Source organism: Kribbella capetownensis (assembly GCF_004331485.1).
GTDB classification, from domain to species: domain Bacteria; phylum Actinomycetota; class Actinomycetes; order Propionibacteriales; family Kribbellaceae; genus Kribbella; species Kribbella capetownensis.
The window spans coordinates 174,442-190,339 of record NZ_SJKD01000005.1 but is presented as its reverse complement, the minus strand read 5'-3'; the positions used below and the strand labels follow the sequence as shown (position 1 = coordinate 190,339).

General features: G+C 68.6%; 18 protein-coding genes. 11 read left to right on the top strand and 7 right to left on the bottom strand.

Features of this window, described 5'->3' with window-relative positions; translation table 11 throughout:
* Positions 1-8: 8 nt before the first annotated feature.
* The gene (locus E0H75_RS22545; protein WP_131515622.1) at positions 9-1,436 is read left to right on the top strand and encodes a GAF domain-containing sensor histidine kinase; all 1,428 of its coding nucleotides are present in this window, start codon (positions 9-11) and stop codon (positions 1,434-1,436) included.
* Between the two features lie 482 nt (positions 1,437-1,918).
* Here E0H75_RS22545 and E0H75_RS44240 read toward each other — a convergent pair whose 3' ends face one another.
* Positions 1,919-2,155 (bottom strand): hypothetical protein, encoded by a 237-nt coding sequence (locus E0H75_RS44240; RefSeq protein ID WP_238163203.1) that lies wholly within the window; start codon positions 2,153-2,155, stop codon positions 1,919-1,921.
* Between the two features lie 85 nt (positions 2,156-2,240).
* Here E0H75_RS44240 and E0H75_RS44235 point away from each other — a divergent pair, with 85 nt between their 5' ends.
* The gene (locus E0H75_RS44235) at positions 2,241-2,444 is read left to right on the top strand and encodes a hypothetical protein (RefSeq protein ID WP_238163202.1); all 204 of its coding nucleotides are present in this window, start codon (positions 2,241-2,243) and stop codon (positions 2,442-2,444) included.
* Positions 2,445-2,449: 5 nt separating this feature from the next.
* On the opposite strand, the gene wrbA is transcribed toward E0H75_RS44235, so the two are convergent.
* A complete protein-coding gene (gene wrbA / locus E0H75_RS22535; protein WP_131515621.1) occupies positions 2,450-3,058 on the bottom strand; it encodes an NAD(P)H:quinone oxidoreductase in 609 nt (202 codons plus the stop codon).
* 31 nt (positions 3,059-3,089) lie between these two features.
* On the bottom strand, positions 3,090-3,530 hold the full coding sequence (locus E0H75_RS22530; protein WP_131515620.1) for a YybH family protein: 441 nt from the start codon (positions 3,528-3,530) through the stop codon (positions 3,090-3,092).
* Between the two features lie 98 nt (positions 3,531-3,628).
* On the opposite strand from E0H75_RS22530, the gene sigJ reads away from it, so the two are divergent.
* Positions 3,629-4,528 (top strand): RNA polymerase sigma factor SigJ, encoded by a 900-nt coding sequence (gene sigJ, locus E0H75_RS22525; RefSeq protein WP_131515619.1) that lies wholly within the window; start codon positions 3,629-3,631, stop codon positions 4,526-4,528.
* 10 nt (positions 4,529-4,538) lie between these two features.
* Here sigJ and E0H75_RS43680 read toward each other — a convergent pair whose 3' ends face one another.
* Complete coding sequence (locus E0H75_RS43680) at positions 4,539-5,675, bottom strand: heavy-metal-associated domain-containing protein (protein WP_202873125.1); 1,137 nt, start codon at positions 5,673-5,675, stop codon at positions 4,539-4,541.
* Between the two features lie 282 nt (positions 5,676-5,957).
* Between E0H75_RS43680 and E0H75_RS22515 the strand changes: the two genes are divergently transcribed.
* From E0H75_RS22515 to E0H75_RS22500, 4 genes are all read left to right on the top strand, one after another.
* Positions 5,958-6,704 (top strand): class I SAM-dependent methyltransferase, encoded by a 747-nt coding sequence (locus E0H75_RS22515; RefSeq protein WP_131515618.1) that lies wholly within the window; start codon positions 5,958-5,960, stop codon positions 6,702-6,704.
* 78 nt (positions 6,705-6,782) lie between these two features.
* Positions 6,783-7,181: a VOC family protein gene (locus E0H75_RS22510; RefSeq protein ID WP_131515617.1), complete on the top strand. Its 399-nt coding sequence runs from the start codon at positions 6,783-6,785 to the stop codon at positions 7,179-7,181.
* Positions 7,182-7,218: 37 nt separating this feature from the next.
* Positions 7,219-7,563: a YciI family protein gene (locus E0H75_RS22505; RefSeq protein WP_131357945.1), complete on the top strand. Its 345-nt coding sequence runs from the start codon at positions 7,219-7,221 to the stop codon at positions 7,561-7,563.
* Positions 7,560-8,759, top strand: coding sequence for an RNA polymerase sigma factor (locus tag E0H75_RS22500; protein WP_131515616.1), 1,200 nt, complete (start codon positions 7,560-7,562; stop codon positions 8,757-8,759). The genes E0H75_RS22505 and E0H75_RS22500 overlap by 4 nt, the downstream gene beginning before the upstream one ends.
* Before the next feature lie 15 nt (positions 8,760-8,774).
* Here E0H75_RS22500 and E0H75_RS22495 read toward each other — a convergent pair whose 3' ends face one another.
* The gene (locus E0H75_RS22495) at positions 8,775-9,482 is read right to left on the bottom strand and encodes a hypothetical protein (RefSeq protein WP_131515615.1); all 708 of its coding nucleotides are present in this window, start codon (positions 9,480-9,482) and stop codon (positions 8,775-8,777) included.
* 123 nt (positions 9,483-9,605) lie between these two features.
* On the opposite strand from E0H75_RS22495, the gene E0H75_RS22490 reads away from it, so the two are divergent.
* The 4 genes from E0H75_RS22490 to E0H75_RS22475 are packed head-to-tail and all read left to right on the top strand — an operon-like array spanning position 9,606 to position 12,513.
* The gene (locus E0H75_RS22490) at positions 9,606-10,511 is read left to right on the top strand and encodes a DUF929 family protein (RefSeq protein ID WP_165553960.1); all 906 of its coding nucleotides are present in this window, start codon (positions 9,606-9,608) and stop codon (positions 10,509-10,511) included.
* 3 nt (positions 10,512-10,514) lie between these two features.
* The gene (locus E0H75_RS22485; protein ID WP_131515613.1) at positions 10,515-10,997 is read left to right on the top strand and encodes a vitamin K epoxide reductase family protein; all 483 of its coding nucleotides are present in this window, start codon (positions 10,515-10,517) and stop codon (positions 10,995-10,997) included.
* A gap of 56 nt (positions 10,998-11,053) precedes the next feature.
* Entirely contained in the window at positions 11,054-11,671 is a 618-nt protein-coding gene (locus E0H75_RS22480) for a UdgX family uracil-DNA binding protein (protein WP_238163201.1), read from the top strand.
* Positions 11,668-12,513: an alpha/beta fold hydrolase gene (locus E0H75_RS22475; RefSeq protein ID WP_131515612.1), complete on the top strand. Its 846-nt coding sequence runs from the start codon at positions 11,668-11,670 to the stop codon at positions 12,511-12,513. Before E0H75_RS22480 ends, E0H75_RS22475 begins: the two co-directional genes overlap by 4 nt.
* Here the strand turns inward: E0H75_RS22475 and E0H75_RS22470 are convergent.
* Both E0H75_RS22470 and E0H75_RS22465 read right to left on the bottom strand, forming a co-directional pair.
* Positions 12,479-13,537, bottom strand: coding sequence for an acetate/propionate family kinase (locus E0H75_RS22470; protein ID WP_131515611.1), 1,059 nt, complete (start codon positions 13,535-13,537; stop codon positions 12,479-12,481). The two genes, E0H75_RS22475 and E0H75_RS22470, sit on opposite strands and share 35 nt — an antisense overlap.
* Positions 13,525-15,897: a phosphoketolase family protein gene (locus E0H75_RS22465; RefSeq protein ID WP_131515610.1), complete on the bottom strand. Its 2,373-nt coding sequence runs from the start codon at positions 15,895-15,897 to the stop codon at positions 13,525-13,527. Before E0H75_RS22465 ends, E0H75_RS22470 begins: the two co-directional genes overlap by 13 nt.
* Position 15,898 lies beyond the last annotated feature (1 nt).

The following is a 15,898-nucleotide window of genomic DNA, read 5'->3' as shown; positions in this document are numbered from 1 at the left end:
GTGGGGCCGTGGGTGGAAAACCGAGCACGGCCTGGGATGACGGTGCGTTGGACCGGATCCTCGCTTCGGCGTGCGCTCTGGCCGGGGCCGGCCACGGTGTCCTGAACGTGTTCGGCCCGGACGGAAGCGGGATCGTCCACCGCAGCGTCCTGGGCGAGGCATCGCCGGCCTCGCGCTCCATCGACGTACCCATCCACGGCCGGGACGGAGTCGTGGGCAGTCTCTCGTTGAGTGGGTCCGCATTCGGCCCGGACGACGAGAGGGCCGTGAAGACGAGTGCACTCGCTGCCGGGGTGGTGATCGACAACGCCTGGTGGCATGCCGACACCGAGCGGCGGCGCCGCTGGTACGAGGTCACGGCCGAGATCACTCAGCTGATGCTCGGCGCCTTCGAGCCGCAGGAGGCGCTCCAGCTCATCGCCCGGCGAGCCCGCGAGGTCTCCGGCTCCCGGCTCGGTGTGGTGATGCTGTCGGCCGATGACGAACTGATCATCGAGGCGGTCGACGGTCCGGACGAGTTCCACCCGTACGTCGGCCGGCCGGTCGTCCTTCCGATCCTGTACGACGTGATGCGCGGCGATCGCCAGGTGCAGATCGACGACATCGTCGACGTCGCGAGGAAGAGCGGCCGGATCGACGAGATCCCCGAGGTCGTATCACTGGGACGGACCGTGCTGGCACCGCTGCCGGCCGGAACGCATGTGACAGGTGGACTGTTGCTGGTGGCCGCCGAGCGGGGCGCCGTACTCGAGGTCAGTGAAGGGACCGACCTGGTCCGGATGTTCGCCAGTCAGGCGACCCTCGCCCTGGACCGGGCGCAGGCTCAGCGCGACCAGTCGATGATCGCGGTGCTGTCGGACCGCGACCGGATCGCGCGGGATCTGCACGATCTGGTGATCCAACGTTTGTTCGCCACCGGACTGCAGTTGCAGGGCATGCAGTCGATGGTGCAGCCCGAGGGGCGGGAACGGATCACCCGGGCGGTCGAGGACATCGATGCGACCATCCGCGACCTGCGGGCCGCGATCTTCGAGCTCCATCACCAGCCGCGCCGGCGGTCGCTGCGGGCCGACGTTCAAGCGCTTGTTGCGGAGTACGCCGGTCCGCTCGGCTTCCGGCCGGTGCTGACGTGCGCCGGACCGCTCGACCTCGCCGTACCGGCGCCTGTCCGGCCACAGATTCTGGCCGCGATCCGCGAGTCGCTGTCGAACGTCGTGCGGCATGCACGGGCCTCGGCGGTGTCGGTCGAGGTGACGGTGGCCGAAGGCGAGGTCGTGACGCGGGTCAGCGACGACGGCGTCGGGTTCACCCCCGGAGAGCGGCAGAGCGGGCTGCGCAATCTGCGCGAACGGGCCGAGGCCTTGGGTGGTGCCGTGCGACTCGAGAGGAGACAGCCGCACGGCACCATCCTCGAACTCCGCGCGCCTCTGAACTGAGTTCGATTGGCCGGTGCCGTGCGGCCGATGAGGTCAGGCCGCACGGCACCCGGTGCTGGGGACACGCTCCTCCACGCAGCCCCAGCGATTCAGGAATCGACCCCTGACGACTCCCCCGAGTCTCAGTCGTCCCACCGAGCGATCCCTTTTCGCCCCCCGGGAGAGAAGCCGTCCCCACCCTGCGGCTCCTACCCCGGCGGAACAGGTGCCCTCCCCCTGCGACTCCTGCTCCGGTCTGGTGCGAATGGAAGGAGGCCGGGACTCGCGATGCAATGCCCGCGGTGGCTGTTCTGGATCGGCCGGGCACCGCATTCGCCGGCCTCCCTCGCCCTTCTATTCCAGCCCTCGGTGACTGTGCGGATCAGGGCCAAAGGTCCCAAATCCCCCGCCACACGGCCCGCGGGAGCCCGGCGTACGACGATCCGCATGGCTCGCGTGGGACGCTGAGCCATGCGGATCGTCATCGCGCTCGGGGGAACGCGTTACTGCGGCGGGGCGAACGCCCCGATGCCGACATCCAGATCGCGCGACTGGCCGCGACGGCGCCGTCGCTGGCTGCGATCGCCGCCGAACACGCCGTGATCATTGTCCATGGCAACGGCCCGCAGGTCGGGCTGCTGGCGTTGGAGAGTACGGCGGACACGGGACTGTCGCGGCCGTACCCACTCAGCGATCTGGTCGCCGAGACGCAGGGCGTGATCGGGTACTGGATCCAGCAAGCGCTGAGCGCGGAAGCTTGCCCTGACCAACGGATGGTCGGTCCGGTCGGACGGCGCGCAGTGGCGCAGGGTGGTTCCGTCGCCGGTGCCGCGACGCGTGATCGAACTCGACGCCGCCGAGATCCTGCTGCGCAGCGGTGTCACCGTGATCCTCGGAGGCGGTGGCGGCGTACCGGTCGCGGCCGCCCGGCGCTTCGCGGAGGGGACGAAGGGCCGGGCGGCCATCGGGTCACTCGACGACGCCACTGAGGTGATTGCAGGCACCGCCGGGACCCAGATCGCGCTCTGACCGGATCAGGCCGCGCGACCAGCCTTGAGTGCCGCCGCCGTCTCGACGGCACGGCGCGCCTGGTACCGCGCCGCCTCGAGGTGGATGTCGTCGACCGGACCGTCGCCGGTGACGTGCGACGTGCCGTACGGGTTGCCGGTCTTGTACTGGATCTCGTCGGTGTAGCCGGGCGGCACGATGATCCCGCCCCAGTGGTAGAAGACGTTCGACAGCGAGAGGATCGTCGACTCCTGCCCACCGTGCTTGGTGCCACTCGCGGTGAACACGGAGTACACCTTGTCCGCCAGTTGGTTCGCGGCCCACAGCGGTCCGGTGCTGTCGATGAACGCCTTGAGCTGGGCGGACGGCGTACCGAAGCGGGTCGGCGTACCGAACAGCACCACGTCGGCCCAGGCGATGTCGTCCAGCACGGCCTCGGGTACGTCGGCGGTGGCGTCCAGGTGCTCGCGCCACTCCGGTCTGGAGTCGACCGCCTCCGGCGGCGCGTTCTCTCTGACCTTGCGGAACCGGATCACGGCGCCGGCCTTCTCCGCGCCTTCGAACGCGGCCTGGGCGAGCGTGTGCACAGTGCCGGTGGCGCTGTAGTAGATGATCGCGGCCTTCACGGGTTCCATCAGAAACGGGGTCCTTCCAGTGGTTCGGGGGTCAGGGTTCGAGGTCCAGCAGGGCTTTGCCGGTCGGGAAGTCGACCGGCACCGACACCTGGTCGTGCACGATCAGCCAGGCGCCGTCGAGCTTGCGGAAACAGGCCGTCCAGCGGACCCAGTAGTCGATCGGAGCGCCGGTGCGCAACGTGCCGCTGATGTGGTTCAGGCTGTAGACGACGGCCAGATCGCCGCTGACCAGCACGGTCAGGTCCCGCACCTCGTAGCTGGGTGGCTGCTGGTACGCCGCGAAGACGTTCACCCAGTTCTGCCACTTCTTCTCGGCGCCCAGGTGCCGCAGCGGCGGTTCGATGTCGAACGAGACGAGATTCGGCGCGAACATCGTCTTGAGGCCCTCGAGATCACCTGCCTGGACCGACGCGACCAACGTGTCGATCCGTTGCCGGATGTCTACTTCGTCTACCGCGTTCTGCGTGGTCATGATCGCTACGACGAGACAGCCCGGCGAACTGTGAGCTCACACTTCGGTGACCTGCCTCGTCGGACACTGTGAAGGCAGCAGACGTCGAAGGGAGCATCATGACCGGGTCGGATCCGAGCCTCAGCGCGATCATGAGCGAGCGGCGGCAGCTGATCAACCTCGCCTACCGGCTGCTGGGCTCACTGGCTGACGCCGAAGACGTCGTCCAGGACACCTACGCCCGGTGGTACGTGATGTCGCGCGAGGAGCAGGACGCGATCGACAACCCGGGTGCCTGGCTGACCAAGGTTGCCAGCCGGATCTGCCTCGACCTGCTCCGGTCGGCCCGCGCCCGGCGCGAGCGGTACGTCGGCGAATGGGTCCCGGAGCCGGTGCCCGACCAGGCCGAGTGGCTCGGCGACCAGCCTGATGGCGACCCGGCGGACCGCGTCACGCTGGACGAGTCCGTCAACATGGCGTTCCTGGTCGTGCTGGACGCGATGACCCCGGCCGAGCGGGTCGCGTTCATCCTGCACGACGTCTTCCGCTATCCGTTCCCCGAGGTGGCCGAGATCGTCGGCCGGACGCCGGCGGCCTGCCGCCAGCTGGCCTCATCGGCGCGCCGGCGGATCAGTACGGCGCAGAAGCCGCCGGCACCCACCAAGCAACAGGCCGAGATCGTGCGTGACTTCAAGGCAGCGTGGGCGGCGAAGGACATCCAGACGCTGATCACGCTGCTCGACCCGGACGTGGTCGCGATCGGCGACGGCGGCGGCGTGGTCACGGCCGCTCCGCACCCGGTCCACGGCGGCGCGCTGGTGGCGCAGTACTTCGCCGATCTGGTCGACCGTGCGTACGGGCTCGTCGTGCTGGAGCGCACCGTCAACGGTCAGCCGGGGCTGGTCGTCCAGCGCGAGGGCGTGACCGAGACCGTGATCGCGTTCGACATCGCCGACGACCGCATCAAGCACATCTGGGCGGTCCGCAACCCGAACAAGCTCCGCCCCTGGACAACCTGAACGAGGTCGGCTAGCGAGGCACTGGTACGACGGTGTAGCCGCGGGCCCGAATCGCGGCGAAGCTCCGCGCCCGGACCTCGGCCGAACCGAAGCTCGCGACCACCCGCTTGGTCTCGAGGTCGAACTGCGGCGGCGCAACCCCGAACTCGCCAACGGCCTTGGTGATGGTCCGGATGCAGTGCTGGCACGTCATGTCCGGTACTTCGAACACCTCGCCCTGGCAGTCCACGTCGCCGGTCTCGTCCGAGTCTTCGACGTCAACCGTCACCACCGCGAACAGGCGCGTGAACGCGTCGACGAAGGAGTTGGCGACCTGGGTCACCAGACTCACCCGCCGACCATCGACGGAATGCGGGGCGTGCGCGAGGCATCGCGGTTGCTCACCGGATCCGAGGGCGGCGTACTGCGCCGCGCTCGGATCGCTGTCGTCGCAGGCGCGGGCTGCCTCGATGCGAGTCTCCTTCAGCTCCCGCAGCGCCGCGACCGTGTCGGCCGAGTAGGTCATGCGGCCACCGAAGCAGACCAACTGCACCGGGATCAGACCGCGCCGGTACGTCGATGCCTGCAGCCCCCAATGCCAGGTCCCGGCCACGGTGTTGAAGATCCCGCTGTCGCGCAGCGCCTCCGCGAACGCGACCGGTTCGTCGTACGGCGTCGTACCCGCGAGGTAGGCGTGCTGGGTGAGAACCCGCGCGGCGGCATCGACGCCCGTCCGCAGGATCTCGGCCGGCACCTTGTCCGTGGTGACGCCAGCCAGCAGGTCCGCCTGTTCCGAGTCGACAGCATCGGCTCGCTCTGCGAGCCGACCGTCCGCACGCAACCTCGCCCACAGCGCCAGCGTTGCTTCCCGCGCAACGATCGGGACTGCCGGACCGAGGGATCCACAATGGGCGACGTTCGTGACGCCCTGGCTGTCGACCCAGCTCACCCGATGCGATGCGCTGGTGACGAGCCTCGGCGGGCACGGCCACAACCTGCTCCGGACGAACTCGGCCTGGTCGGTGCTGGAGGCAACCGAGTCCAGCGCGCAGCCGAGCCGGAACCGCGCCGTCGGGACCGGCACCGGTTCGTCGAAGACGTCGTAGGCGAGTTCGGTCAGCAACCGCGCGACCGCACCGCGTCCGGCCGGGGCAGGTTCATCGATCACCACTGAGCTCCTCGCCTCGACGGCACGGGCTCTTCCGATGCTAGGAAGCAGTCACCCTCCGGCGTCGTGACAAACGGCGTGTCGCCGCACGATCCACAACTGTCTGCGACCTCCGGATTACGCAGCAAACGCCTGATTCCGTTGAAAACAAGGCAGTGCGAGGCACAGGGCGACAGTCACAGCGCAGGCTGTGATAGTTGCCCACCTTCCTTGGTTTCCTGCCCGGGACGTAGGCATGATGGGCCGGGCGGTGGCTTCGCTACTCGTCATGGGGGGAAATACATGTCTGTCCGTCACACCATTCATGCTGCGGTCAACAAGACTCTTCGGCCCGCGGGTTTCCAGCTGGTCCGCGGCCATAGCGGCGATCCGGCGATCAGTGCGTTCCTGCCGGCCAAGCGCGTCGTCAAACAGGCGAACCAGGCCGGCCAGTCGGTCGGTGACTTCCTCGACAACTACAGCGCCGAGCCCGGGTCCACAGCGGAGACGATCGACGCCCTGCTCGAGCTCAGTGGTCTCACGACCGCAGACCGCGTCTGCGAGATCGGGCCTGGCTCGGGCCGCTACTCGGCCAGGATCCTGTCGGCGCTCCGGCCGAGCTCGTACGAGGTTTACGAGACCGCACCGGACTGGATCGCCTATCTTCACCAGGAGCTGCCGAGTCTCGTCTTCCGCCCGGCGGACGGGAAGACGCTGGGATCAACGCCTTCGGCCTCGGTCGACCTCGTGCACACGCACAAACTGCTCGGCTACATCCCGTTCGCGACCGCACTCGGCTACCTCGACGAGATGGCCCGGGTGGTCCGCTCCGGCGGCACGGTCGCGTTCGACATCATCACCGACGACTGCCTGGACGACTCGACCACCAAGGTCTGGCTGACCGAGCCGGACCGGATGACCATCTATTCGGTCGCCCCACGAGCCTGGCTGGCCGGCTTCATGGCCCAGCGCGACGTCGCCCTCGTCGGCAGCCGCTTCGTCCCGCTCAGCGGCGGCCGCACCGAACTCCTGGTCTTCCGCCGCAACTGAACCGAGCCGCAGGTGTCGGATTCGAACCTCCGCCGATCGTCTCCTGAGTGAAACCCACTCACGACCAGGGAGACGACCATGAAACCGACCGTGAACATCCTGGACATCGCGGTGTCCGATCTGGGCGCGGCCATCGAGTTCTACAAGCGGCTCGGGCTCGACTTCGTCCGGGACCAGTACATGCCCGACGACCACGCCGGCTGCGACCTGCCCAACGGCGTACACCTGATGCTCGACACCGACGAGCTGCGCGCCAAGACCACCGCGCGCTGGACGCCGCCGAGCCAGGGGCGCACGTTCCTGGCGTTCGGGTTCGAGACGGCGCCCGAGGTCGATGCGGCGTACGCCGAGTTGACCGCCGATGGGGTCAACGGACTGCAGGAGCCGTACGACGCGCCGTGGGGCATGCGGTACGCCACGGTCACCGACCCGTCCGGGAACGGCATCGACCTGTACGCCAACCTCCCGGCGAGCTGACCCGCGACCGGCCAGACTGATCCCAGGAGGTGGTGCAGTGAAGTACGTGCTCATGTTCGTCGACACCGAAGAGTTCACCAAGGAGGTCGAGGCGATGAGCCCGGCCGAACTGGAGGCGGCGTACGGGCGGGTGAACCAGTGGTTCATCGACAACGCGGACCGGATCAGCGCGCGGACCGGCAAGCTGCAGGGTGCGGCGACGGCGACCACGGTCCGGCTGGACGGGCCGGAGCCGGTGACGACCGACGGACCGTTCATCGAGGGCAAGGAAGTGATCTCGGGCGTGATCGAGATCGACGTCGCGGACCTGGACGAGGCCCTGCGGATGGTGAAGACCTGGCCGGCCTGCCCAGTGATCGAGATCCGTCCTGTGGAGTCATGACCGACCTCGCGACCGCTGACGAGCTGGCCCGGGTGGTGCGTGAGCACGCGGGCCGGCTGGCGGCGTCGCTGATGTCGCTGCTCGGCGACTTCTCCGCCGCCGAGGACCTCGTCCAGGATGCTGTCGAGAGCGCGCTGCGGCGGTGGCCCGAGGAGGGCATCCCGGACCGGCCCGACGGGTGGCTGTTCACCGTGGCCCGGCGCCGCGGCCTCGACGTACTGCGGCGGCAGGAGAACTACCGGACCAAGCTGGCGCAGCTGCAGTGGCCCGTGCGGCCGGAGCCGGACGACAGGCTGCGGCTCATCTTCACGTGCTGTCACCCCGCGCTGGCCCGAGAGGCTCAGATAGCGCTCACTCTCCGGGTCGTGTGCGGTCTGACGACGGCGCAGATCGCCGCTGCGTTCGTCGTACCGGAAACCACCGTGGCGCAGCGCATCACCCGCGCGAAGCGGAAGATCGCGCATGCCGGGATCCCGTACCGCATTCCCCGCGACGACGAGCTCGGCGAACGGCTGAGCGAAGTACTGACCGTCATCTACCTGCTCTTCAACGAGGGCTATCTGTCGAGCACCGCCGAGCAGGCGCATTCGCGTGACCTCGTCGACGACGCGGAGTGGCTGACCGCACTACTGGCAGGCCTCCTGCCGAACGAGCCTGAAGTGACTGGACTGCTCGTGCTCATCCGGCTCCACCGCGCTCGGGTCGCCGCGCGGTTCACTGCCGATGGTCAGATCGTCCTGCTGCAGGACCAGGACCGGACGCGGTGGGACCATGCCGCGATCGCCGGCGCGACCGCCCTGCTGATGCGGACCGCGCGCAGGCATCACTCCCCCGGGCCGTATCAGCTCCAGGCCGCCATCGCCGCCTGCCACTGTGAGGCGACCACCTGGGGCGAGACCGACTGGGAGCAGATCCTCGTTCTCTACAACATGCTCCTTCGGCTGCAGCCGAACGCGGTCACCCGTCTGCATCGCTCGGTCGCCGTGCGGTACGTCGAGGGCGTGGAACCCGCGCTGGCCGAGCTCGAGGAACTGGAAGGCGCGCTCGGCAAGTACGCCCTGTTCCACGCCACCCGCGCCGAACTACTTCGCGCGGCGGGACGCCCGTCCGAGGCGCATGACGCCGACCAGCAGGCGATCGTGTTCACCGCCAACCCGGCGCAACTGAACCTCCTCCACGACCGCCTGAGCTCCTGACGACGCCGGCGTCGGTCAGTCGGCGTCGCTCCGCCGGACGATGGTCGGGTCGCGCCGTCCCCGGCCGACGTCGATGCCCTTGTTCTGCATCCGCAGCCCGATCGACAGGGCCCGTACGCCGGTCGCGCCGAAGAAGCCGAGTTTGTACGACTCCCCCGGCGCCCCGGCTTCCCAGTACGGGACGTTCAGTTCGCCGTACTTGATGTAGTAGACCTCCGGCTCCGCGCCGGTCGCGATCCGCGCCGCGTCCTGAGCGCAGGCCGGCACCTTCCGCGTGCCACGCCCCGGGGGCGTCCACAGGACATCGCCGGTCGACGGTCCGTGCCGCGGGTCGAAGAAGCACGGCACCCGCCGCTCGGGCACCGGCTGGCCGGCGAGCCTGGCCTGCACACACGCCAGCGCGTAGCGCCCGTCGGTCAAGGTGTCGACGATCGCGCTGATCCCTTCCGGAGCAGCAATCCGTGGCGCCGCGGTCTTGGCCTTCTCATACGCGTCGAGCGCGGTCTGATAGTCGTGGTGCGTCGCGTCATCCAGCGTGGCGCCGTCGAGCGTCGTCCCGAACCGTGTCAACTGTTCCCCGAAGTGGGTAACGTCGTCCTCGGCGAGTTGCCGTACCCGCTCGACCTCGAGTGCCCGCCCGGCCCGCGCCACCCGCCGCGCGCGAAAGTACGCCAGCCCACCGGCCAGTCCGCAGCTGGCGATCAAGGCGACGATCCACTCCATCTACCGATGATAGGCCGCAGGCTCCGACAGCCGTCGCGCTCAACTGGTGGACGGCGCGGAACTTCCGGGGGTGGTCGGCAGTTGAGTGAATGGGCGTTTACCGGTGGTGAGACGAGGAGAGTCATGGCAAGGCGTGTCGAGCAGAAGGCTCGGGCTCGGGAGAGGATCGCAGCTCAGCAGGCTGCCCAGGCGCGCGCGGAGCGGCGCCGGCGGTTGCTGCTCGCGGCGGGTGCGGTGGCGGTTGTGGTCATCGTGGTCGCCGGTCTGGTGATCATCCGGCTGGCCGGCGGCGGGAAGGACAACACCGCGACCGGGCCGTCCGGTGCCGCCGACGCGCAGATCATGACCGGGCTGACGTCCATCCCGGACTCGACGTTCACCGAGGTCGGCACCGACGCCGTGCAGGGCGGTCCGTCGGCGATCACGGCCCCGGCGCTGACCGCGGGCGGGAAGCCGAAGGTGCTCTACATCGGCGCCGAGTACTGCCCGTTCTGCGCCGCCGAGCGTTGGCCCGTCACGGTCGCGCTGTCGCGGTTCGGGAGTTTCAGCAACCTCGGTACGACGCACTCGTCGGCCAGTGACGTGTTCCCGAACACCCCGACCCTGTCGTTCCACGAAGCGACGTACACGAGTCAGTACCTGGCCTTCACCGGTGTCGAGACGACCACGAACCAGCAGGTCAACGGGCAGTACGCCCCGCTGGACACTCCGACGGCGGAGGACCAGAAGGCGTTCGACACCTACAACGCGCCGCCGTACGTGAAGGAAGGCGGCTCGATCCCGTTCGTCGATCTCGGCGGGAAGTTCGTCGCCTCGGGAGCCTCGTACAGTCCGGACATCCTGGCCGGGAAGACCCAAGCCGAGGTCGCGGACGCGCTGAAGGACCCGTCCAGCCCGATCGCGAAGGCGATCGTCGGCTCCTCCAACCTGTACACCGCCGCGCTCTGCCACGTCACCGGCAACCAGCCGTCGAACGTCTGCACGAGTGCCGCGGTCACCGCGGCCGCCGGCAAGCTCGGGAAGAGCTGAGACGTGAGCAAGACTGCGGGGACGGAGCAGCAATCCGAGCAGGTCGCACCGCTGGGATGGTTGCCCTGGACCACTTTGGGACTGTCGATCGCGGGCGTCGCGGTCGCGGCGTACCTGACCTATGAGCACTTCACCGCCGGATCGACGCTCGCCTGCCCGGAGACCGGTGTGGTCAACTGCATGAAGGTCACGTCGAGCGAGTACTCGACTGTCTTCGGCATCCCGGTCGCGCTGCTCGGGCTCGGCTTCTTCGTCGCGATGACCGTTCTGTGTCTGCCGGCTGCCTGGCGCAGTTCGTCTCCGTGGCCCGGGCGGGTGCGTCTGGCCGCGGTTGTGGTCGGGGTGCTGTTCGTCTTCTACCTCGTCTGGGCCGAGCTCTTCCAGATCGACGCGATCTGCCTGTGGTGCACCGTCGTTCACGCGCTGACCCTGGTGCTGTTCGGGCTGGTCGTCGTACGGGAGGCGCTGGCACCGACCAGCACCTGAGCCTCGCTGTCTACGTTCGCCCGGAGCTGGGTACCGGGCGCTCACGGGAGGCTGACGTGAACGACTTCATCGGCGCGGCCAAGTGGGTTCCGCACGACGGCGGGATGCGGAAGGTCACGGCGACCCTCCCGGACTGTCGCGGCTGCGACCTGCACGAGTACGCCGAACAGGTCGTGCCGGGCGAAGGACGGGTCCGCGCCCGGATGATGCTGATCGGCGAACAACCCGGTGACGTGGAGGACAAGGAAGGGCACGTCTTCGTCGGGCCTGCCGGCCGGCTGCTGGACAAGGCGCTGATAGAGGCGGGGATCGAGCGCTCCGAGGTGTTCTTGACCAACGCGGTCAAGCACTTCCGGTTCGAACGTCAGGGCAAACGCCGGATCCACAAGACCCCGTCGGCCGGTCAGATCGTTGCCTGCCGCCCCTGGTTGGACCGCGAACTGGAGATCGTCAAACCAGACCTCGTCGTCATCCTGGGCGCCGTCGCCGCGCGCGCCCTCCTCGGCCCCGGTTTCAAAGTCACCGAACAGCGCGGCACACAGGTCCAACTCCCCGACGGCCAGGCGGCCGTCGCAACAGTCCACCCGTCAGCTGTCGTGCGCTCCCAGGAATTCCGCGGCGACTTCGCCCACTTCGTCAACGATCTCCGCGCCGCCCGGGAGTTGCTGCCATGAACACCCGAGACTTCCGTCATCGGACCGTCCGCGTCGACCGGTCCACACTGCATCTGGTCGAGGCCGGCCGCGCCGGGGATCCGCCGGTGGTGTTCCTGCACGGCTGGCCGCAGAGTTCCTGGGCCTGGCGCCGCATCCTTCCGCTGGCTGCCGAGGACGGGATACATGCGATCGCCGTCGATCTGCCCGGGATCGGCGAGTCCACGGGAGATGCCACCGACGGGTCCAAGGTCGCGCTCGCCCGGGTGATCCACGGGCTGATCGGTGAACTCGGCTTGGATCATCCGGTGCTCGTCGGTCATGACGTCGGCGGCATGGCGGCGTACGCCTATCTCTGTACGTACGACGACCTACGAGTGGCCGTGGTGATGGACGTGGCCGTGCCCGGGGTCGATCCGTGGGACCGCGTGGTCGCCAATCCGCAGATCTGGCACTTCGCGTTCCACCAGACACCCGACCTGCCTGAACTGCTTGTCTCAGGCAACCGTGCGGCGTACTTCGACTTCTTCTACGAGCTCCTCACCGCGGACAGCTCCACCATCACCCCGGACGCCCGCGTCACCTACGCCCGCGCCTACCGCGCCGACAGCGCCCTGACGGCTGGCTTCAACTGGTACCGCACCTTGCCCCAGGACGCGCAGGAGCTGACCAAGCCCACCGAAACGCCACTGGTGTACCTCCGGGGTGATCACGAGTACGGCGAGCTGGACGACTACGCCGAGGGGTTCCGTCGCGCCGGAGTCACCGCGTTGACCACGGGCCTGATCCCCGACGCAGGTCACTTCGCTCCGGAAGAGGCGCCAGAGGCTACCTGGAGCCGGATCGCCCAGGCGCTCGAGTGAGCAGACGGCGAGCCTGAGCTGCCATGGTCAGATCCTCGCGAGCTGGTACGACGTACGCCGTGACCGGCGACGCCGAGGTGGTGATGACCGATGCGCCGGCCTCGTTGGCGGCGCGATCGATCGTCACGCCGAGCCAGGTCAGTCTGGTGCAGGTTGCGGCCCGGACCGCGGCGGAGCGCTCACCGACGCCGCCGGTGAAAACGAGTGCATCGAGCCCGCCGAGCGCCGCCGCCATCCGGGTGATCTCGCCGGCCAGGCGGTGGAGGTAGACGTCGTACGCGAGCCGGTAGGTGTCGTCGTCCAACCCGGCGAGGATCTCCTGCAAGTCCTCGGTCTTTCCCGTGAGGCCGAGCAGACCCGAGCGGTGTTCGAGCGCGTCGGCCAGATCGTCGGCCATGAGCCCACCGGCCGTCTGCAACCACATCAGCAGTCCGGGATCCACCGAGCCGGAGCGCGTCGCCATCACCAGACCGTCGACCGGCGTGAACCCCATCGTGGTGTCCACCGACGCCCCGTCCTCGATCGCGCACAGCGAGGCGCCGGCGCCCAGATGGCAGCTCACCACCCGCGGTGCCTCGACGGTGCGAGCGACGTACTCGTGCGACAACCCGTGGAAGCCGAACTTCCGCAGGCCGAAGCGGTCCCGCCACTCCCCCGGCAGCGCGTACGTCGCCGCGGCCGCCGGGATGGTCCGGTGGTACGACGTGTCGAAGCACGCGACCACCGGACGATCGTCACGACGCGACGCACGGATCAGCTCGAGCGCCCGGGGCTGGTGCAAAGGTGCCAACGGCACCAATTCCTCGATCGCCGCCTCGACATCGTCGTCCACCAGCACCGCACCGTCGAACCGGGATCCACCGTGCACGACCCGGTGCACCACCGCATCGGCCCGCAGCTCGGACAGCGCGTCGGCGGATCCGCTCCAGTCGGTGACCGACCGCTCGTCCAGCACCTCGTCGTCCGGAGAGAGCACCCGCAGTTTCAGGCTCGACGACCCCGCGTTGACGATCAGGAGATCCATCGCCACTCACTGACCTGCGGCAGATCCTCGCCGTACTTCGTGACGTGGAGGTGGTGCCGGGTCCGCTGGTCGGCGAAGTGCTGCCGCGTCGCCACCGCGTGCGTCCCCAGCGCGGGCACCCGGTCGATCACGTCCATCGCCAGGTGGTACCGGTCCAGGTTGTTCAGCACGACCATGTCGAACGGCGTGGTCGTCGTACCCTCCTCGATGTAGCCGCGCACGTGCAGGTTGTCGTGCCCGTTCCGTCGGTAGGTGAGCCGGTGGATCAGCCACGGATAGCCGTGGTACGCAAAGATCACCGGCTTGTCGGTGGTGAACAACGCGTCGAACTCGGCATCGGTCAGCCCGTGCGGATGCTCGCTCGCGTCCTGCAGCCGCATCAGGTCGACGACGTTCACAACCCGAATCCGCAGCTCCGGCAGGTGCTCGCGCAGCAGGCTGACCGCGGCGAGCGTCTCCAGCGTCGGTACGTCGCCCGCACAGGCCATCACCACGTCCGGTTCGCCGTTGTCGTTGCTGGCGAAGTCCCACACGCCGATCCCGCGCGCGCAGTGCAGCGCGGCCGACTCCCAGTCCAGCCAGTTCGGCTGCGGTTGCTTGCCGGCGACAACGACGTTGATGTAGTTCCGGGTGCGCAGGCAGTGATCCATGGTGGACAGCAACGTGTTCGTGTCCGGCGGGAGGTAGACCCGGACGACCTCCGCCTTCTTGTTCACCACATGGTCGATGAACCCGGGGTCCTGGTGCGAGAAGCCGTTGTGGTCCTGCCGCCAGACATGCGAGGTGAGCAGGTAGTTCAGCGACGGGACCGGCCGCCGCCAGTCGAGCCGGTTGATCGTCTTCAGCCACTTCGCGTGCTGGTTCACCATCGAGTCGACGATGTGAACGAACGCCTCGTACGACGAGAACAGCCCGTGCCGGCCGGTGAGCAGGTACCCCTCCAGCCAGCCCTGGCAGGTGTGCTCGCTGAGGATCTCGAACACCCGCCCGTCCGCGGCGAGGTGCTCGTCGGTGTCGCGCCGGTTCGCCAGCCAGGCCTTGCCGGTCGCGGCGTACACCGCGTTCAGCCGGTTCGACTCGGTCTCGTCCGGCCCGAACAGCCGCAGGTTGTTGTAGTCGGCGTTCAGCCGAAACGCATCGCGCAGGTATGCCGCGAACACCTTCGTCGGCTCACCGTCCTCAGCGCCAGGCACCTTCACCGGTACGGCGTAGTCCTCGGGCGACGGCAGCTCCAGGTCCCTGGTCAGCAGGCCACCGTTGGCATGCGGCGACGACCCCATCCGCCGGTCCGGACCAGGCGCGAGCTCCAGCAGCGAGTCGACCGGGCGGCCCTGCTCGTCGAACAGCTCCTCAGGCCGGTAGCTGCGCAGCCACGACTCCAGCTGCCGCAGGTGCTCCTCGTTCGTCCGTACGCCGGACAGCGGGACCTGGTGCGATCGCCAGGTGTCCTCCACCGGCTGGCCGTCGACCGTCCGCGGGCCCGTCCAGCCCTTCGGCGTCCGCAGTACGATCATCGGCCATACGGCCCGCTGTGGCGGCTCGGAGGACGATCGCGCCTCGCGCTGGATCTCGTCGATCCGGCTCATGCACCGATCGAGAGTGGCGGCCAGCGCCTGATGGACCGTGGCCGGATCGGACCCCTCGACGAGATACGGCTCGTGGCCGTAGCCGCGCAACAGCGAGGTCAGCTCGTCGTCACCGATCCGGGCCAGCACGGTCGGGTTGGCAATCTTGTAGCCGTTCAGGTGCAGGATCGGCAGCACCGCGCCATCTCGCGCCGGGTCGAGGAACTTGTTGGAGTGCCACGAGGTCGCCAGCGGTCCGGTCTCGGCCTCACCGTCGCCGACCACACACGCGACGACCAGGTCCGGATTGTCGGCGGCGGCGCCGTACGCGTGGCTCAGCGAGTAGCCGAGCTCGCCGCCCTCGTTGATCGATCCCGGTACATCGGCCGCGACGTGGCTCGGGACGCCGCCAGGAAACGAGAACTGCTTGAACAGTCTCGCCATCCCGGGCTCATCTCGCGTCGTGTTCGGGTACGTCGCCGTCCAGCTGCCCTCGAGCCAGGTGTTGGCCACGATTGCGGGACCGCCGTGGCCGGGCCCGATGACGTACATCAGGCGGCGGTCCTGCCGGCGGATCACCCGGTTCAGGTGGGCGTAGACGAGGTTCAGGCCCGGCGTCGTACCCCAGTGGCCCAGCAGCCGTGGCTTGATGTGCTCCGGGCGCAGCTGCTCGCGAAGCAAGGGGTTGGCGAGGAGGTAGATCTGTCCGACGGACAGGTAGTTGGCCGCGCGCCAGTAGGCGTCGAGGCCTTGGAGTTCGTCGTCGTTCAGCGGTGTGACGTCGACCGTTTCCACG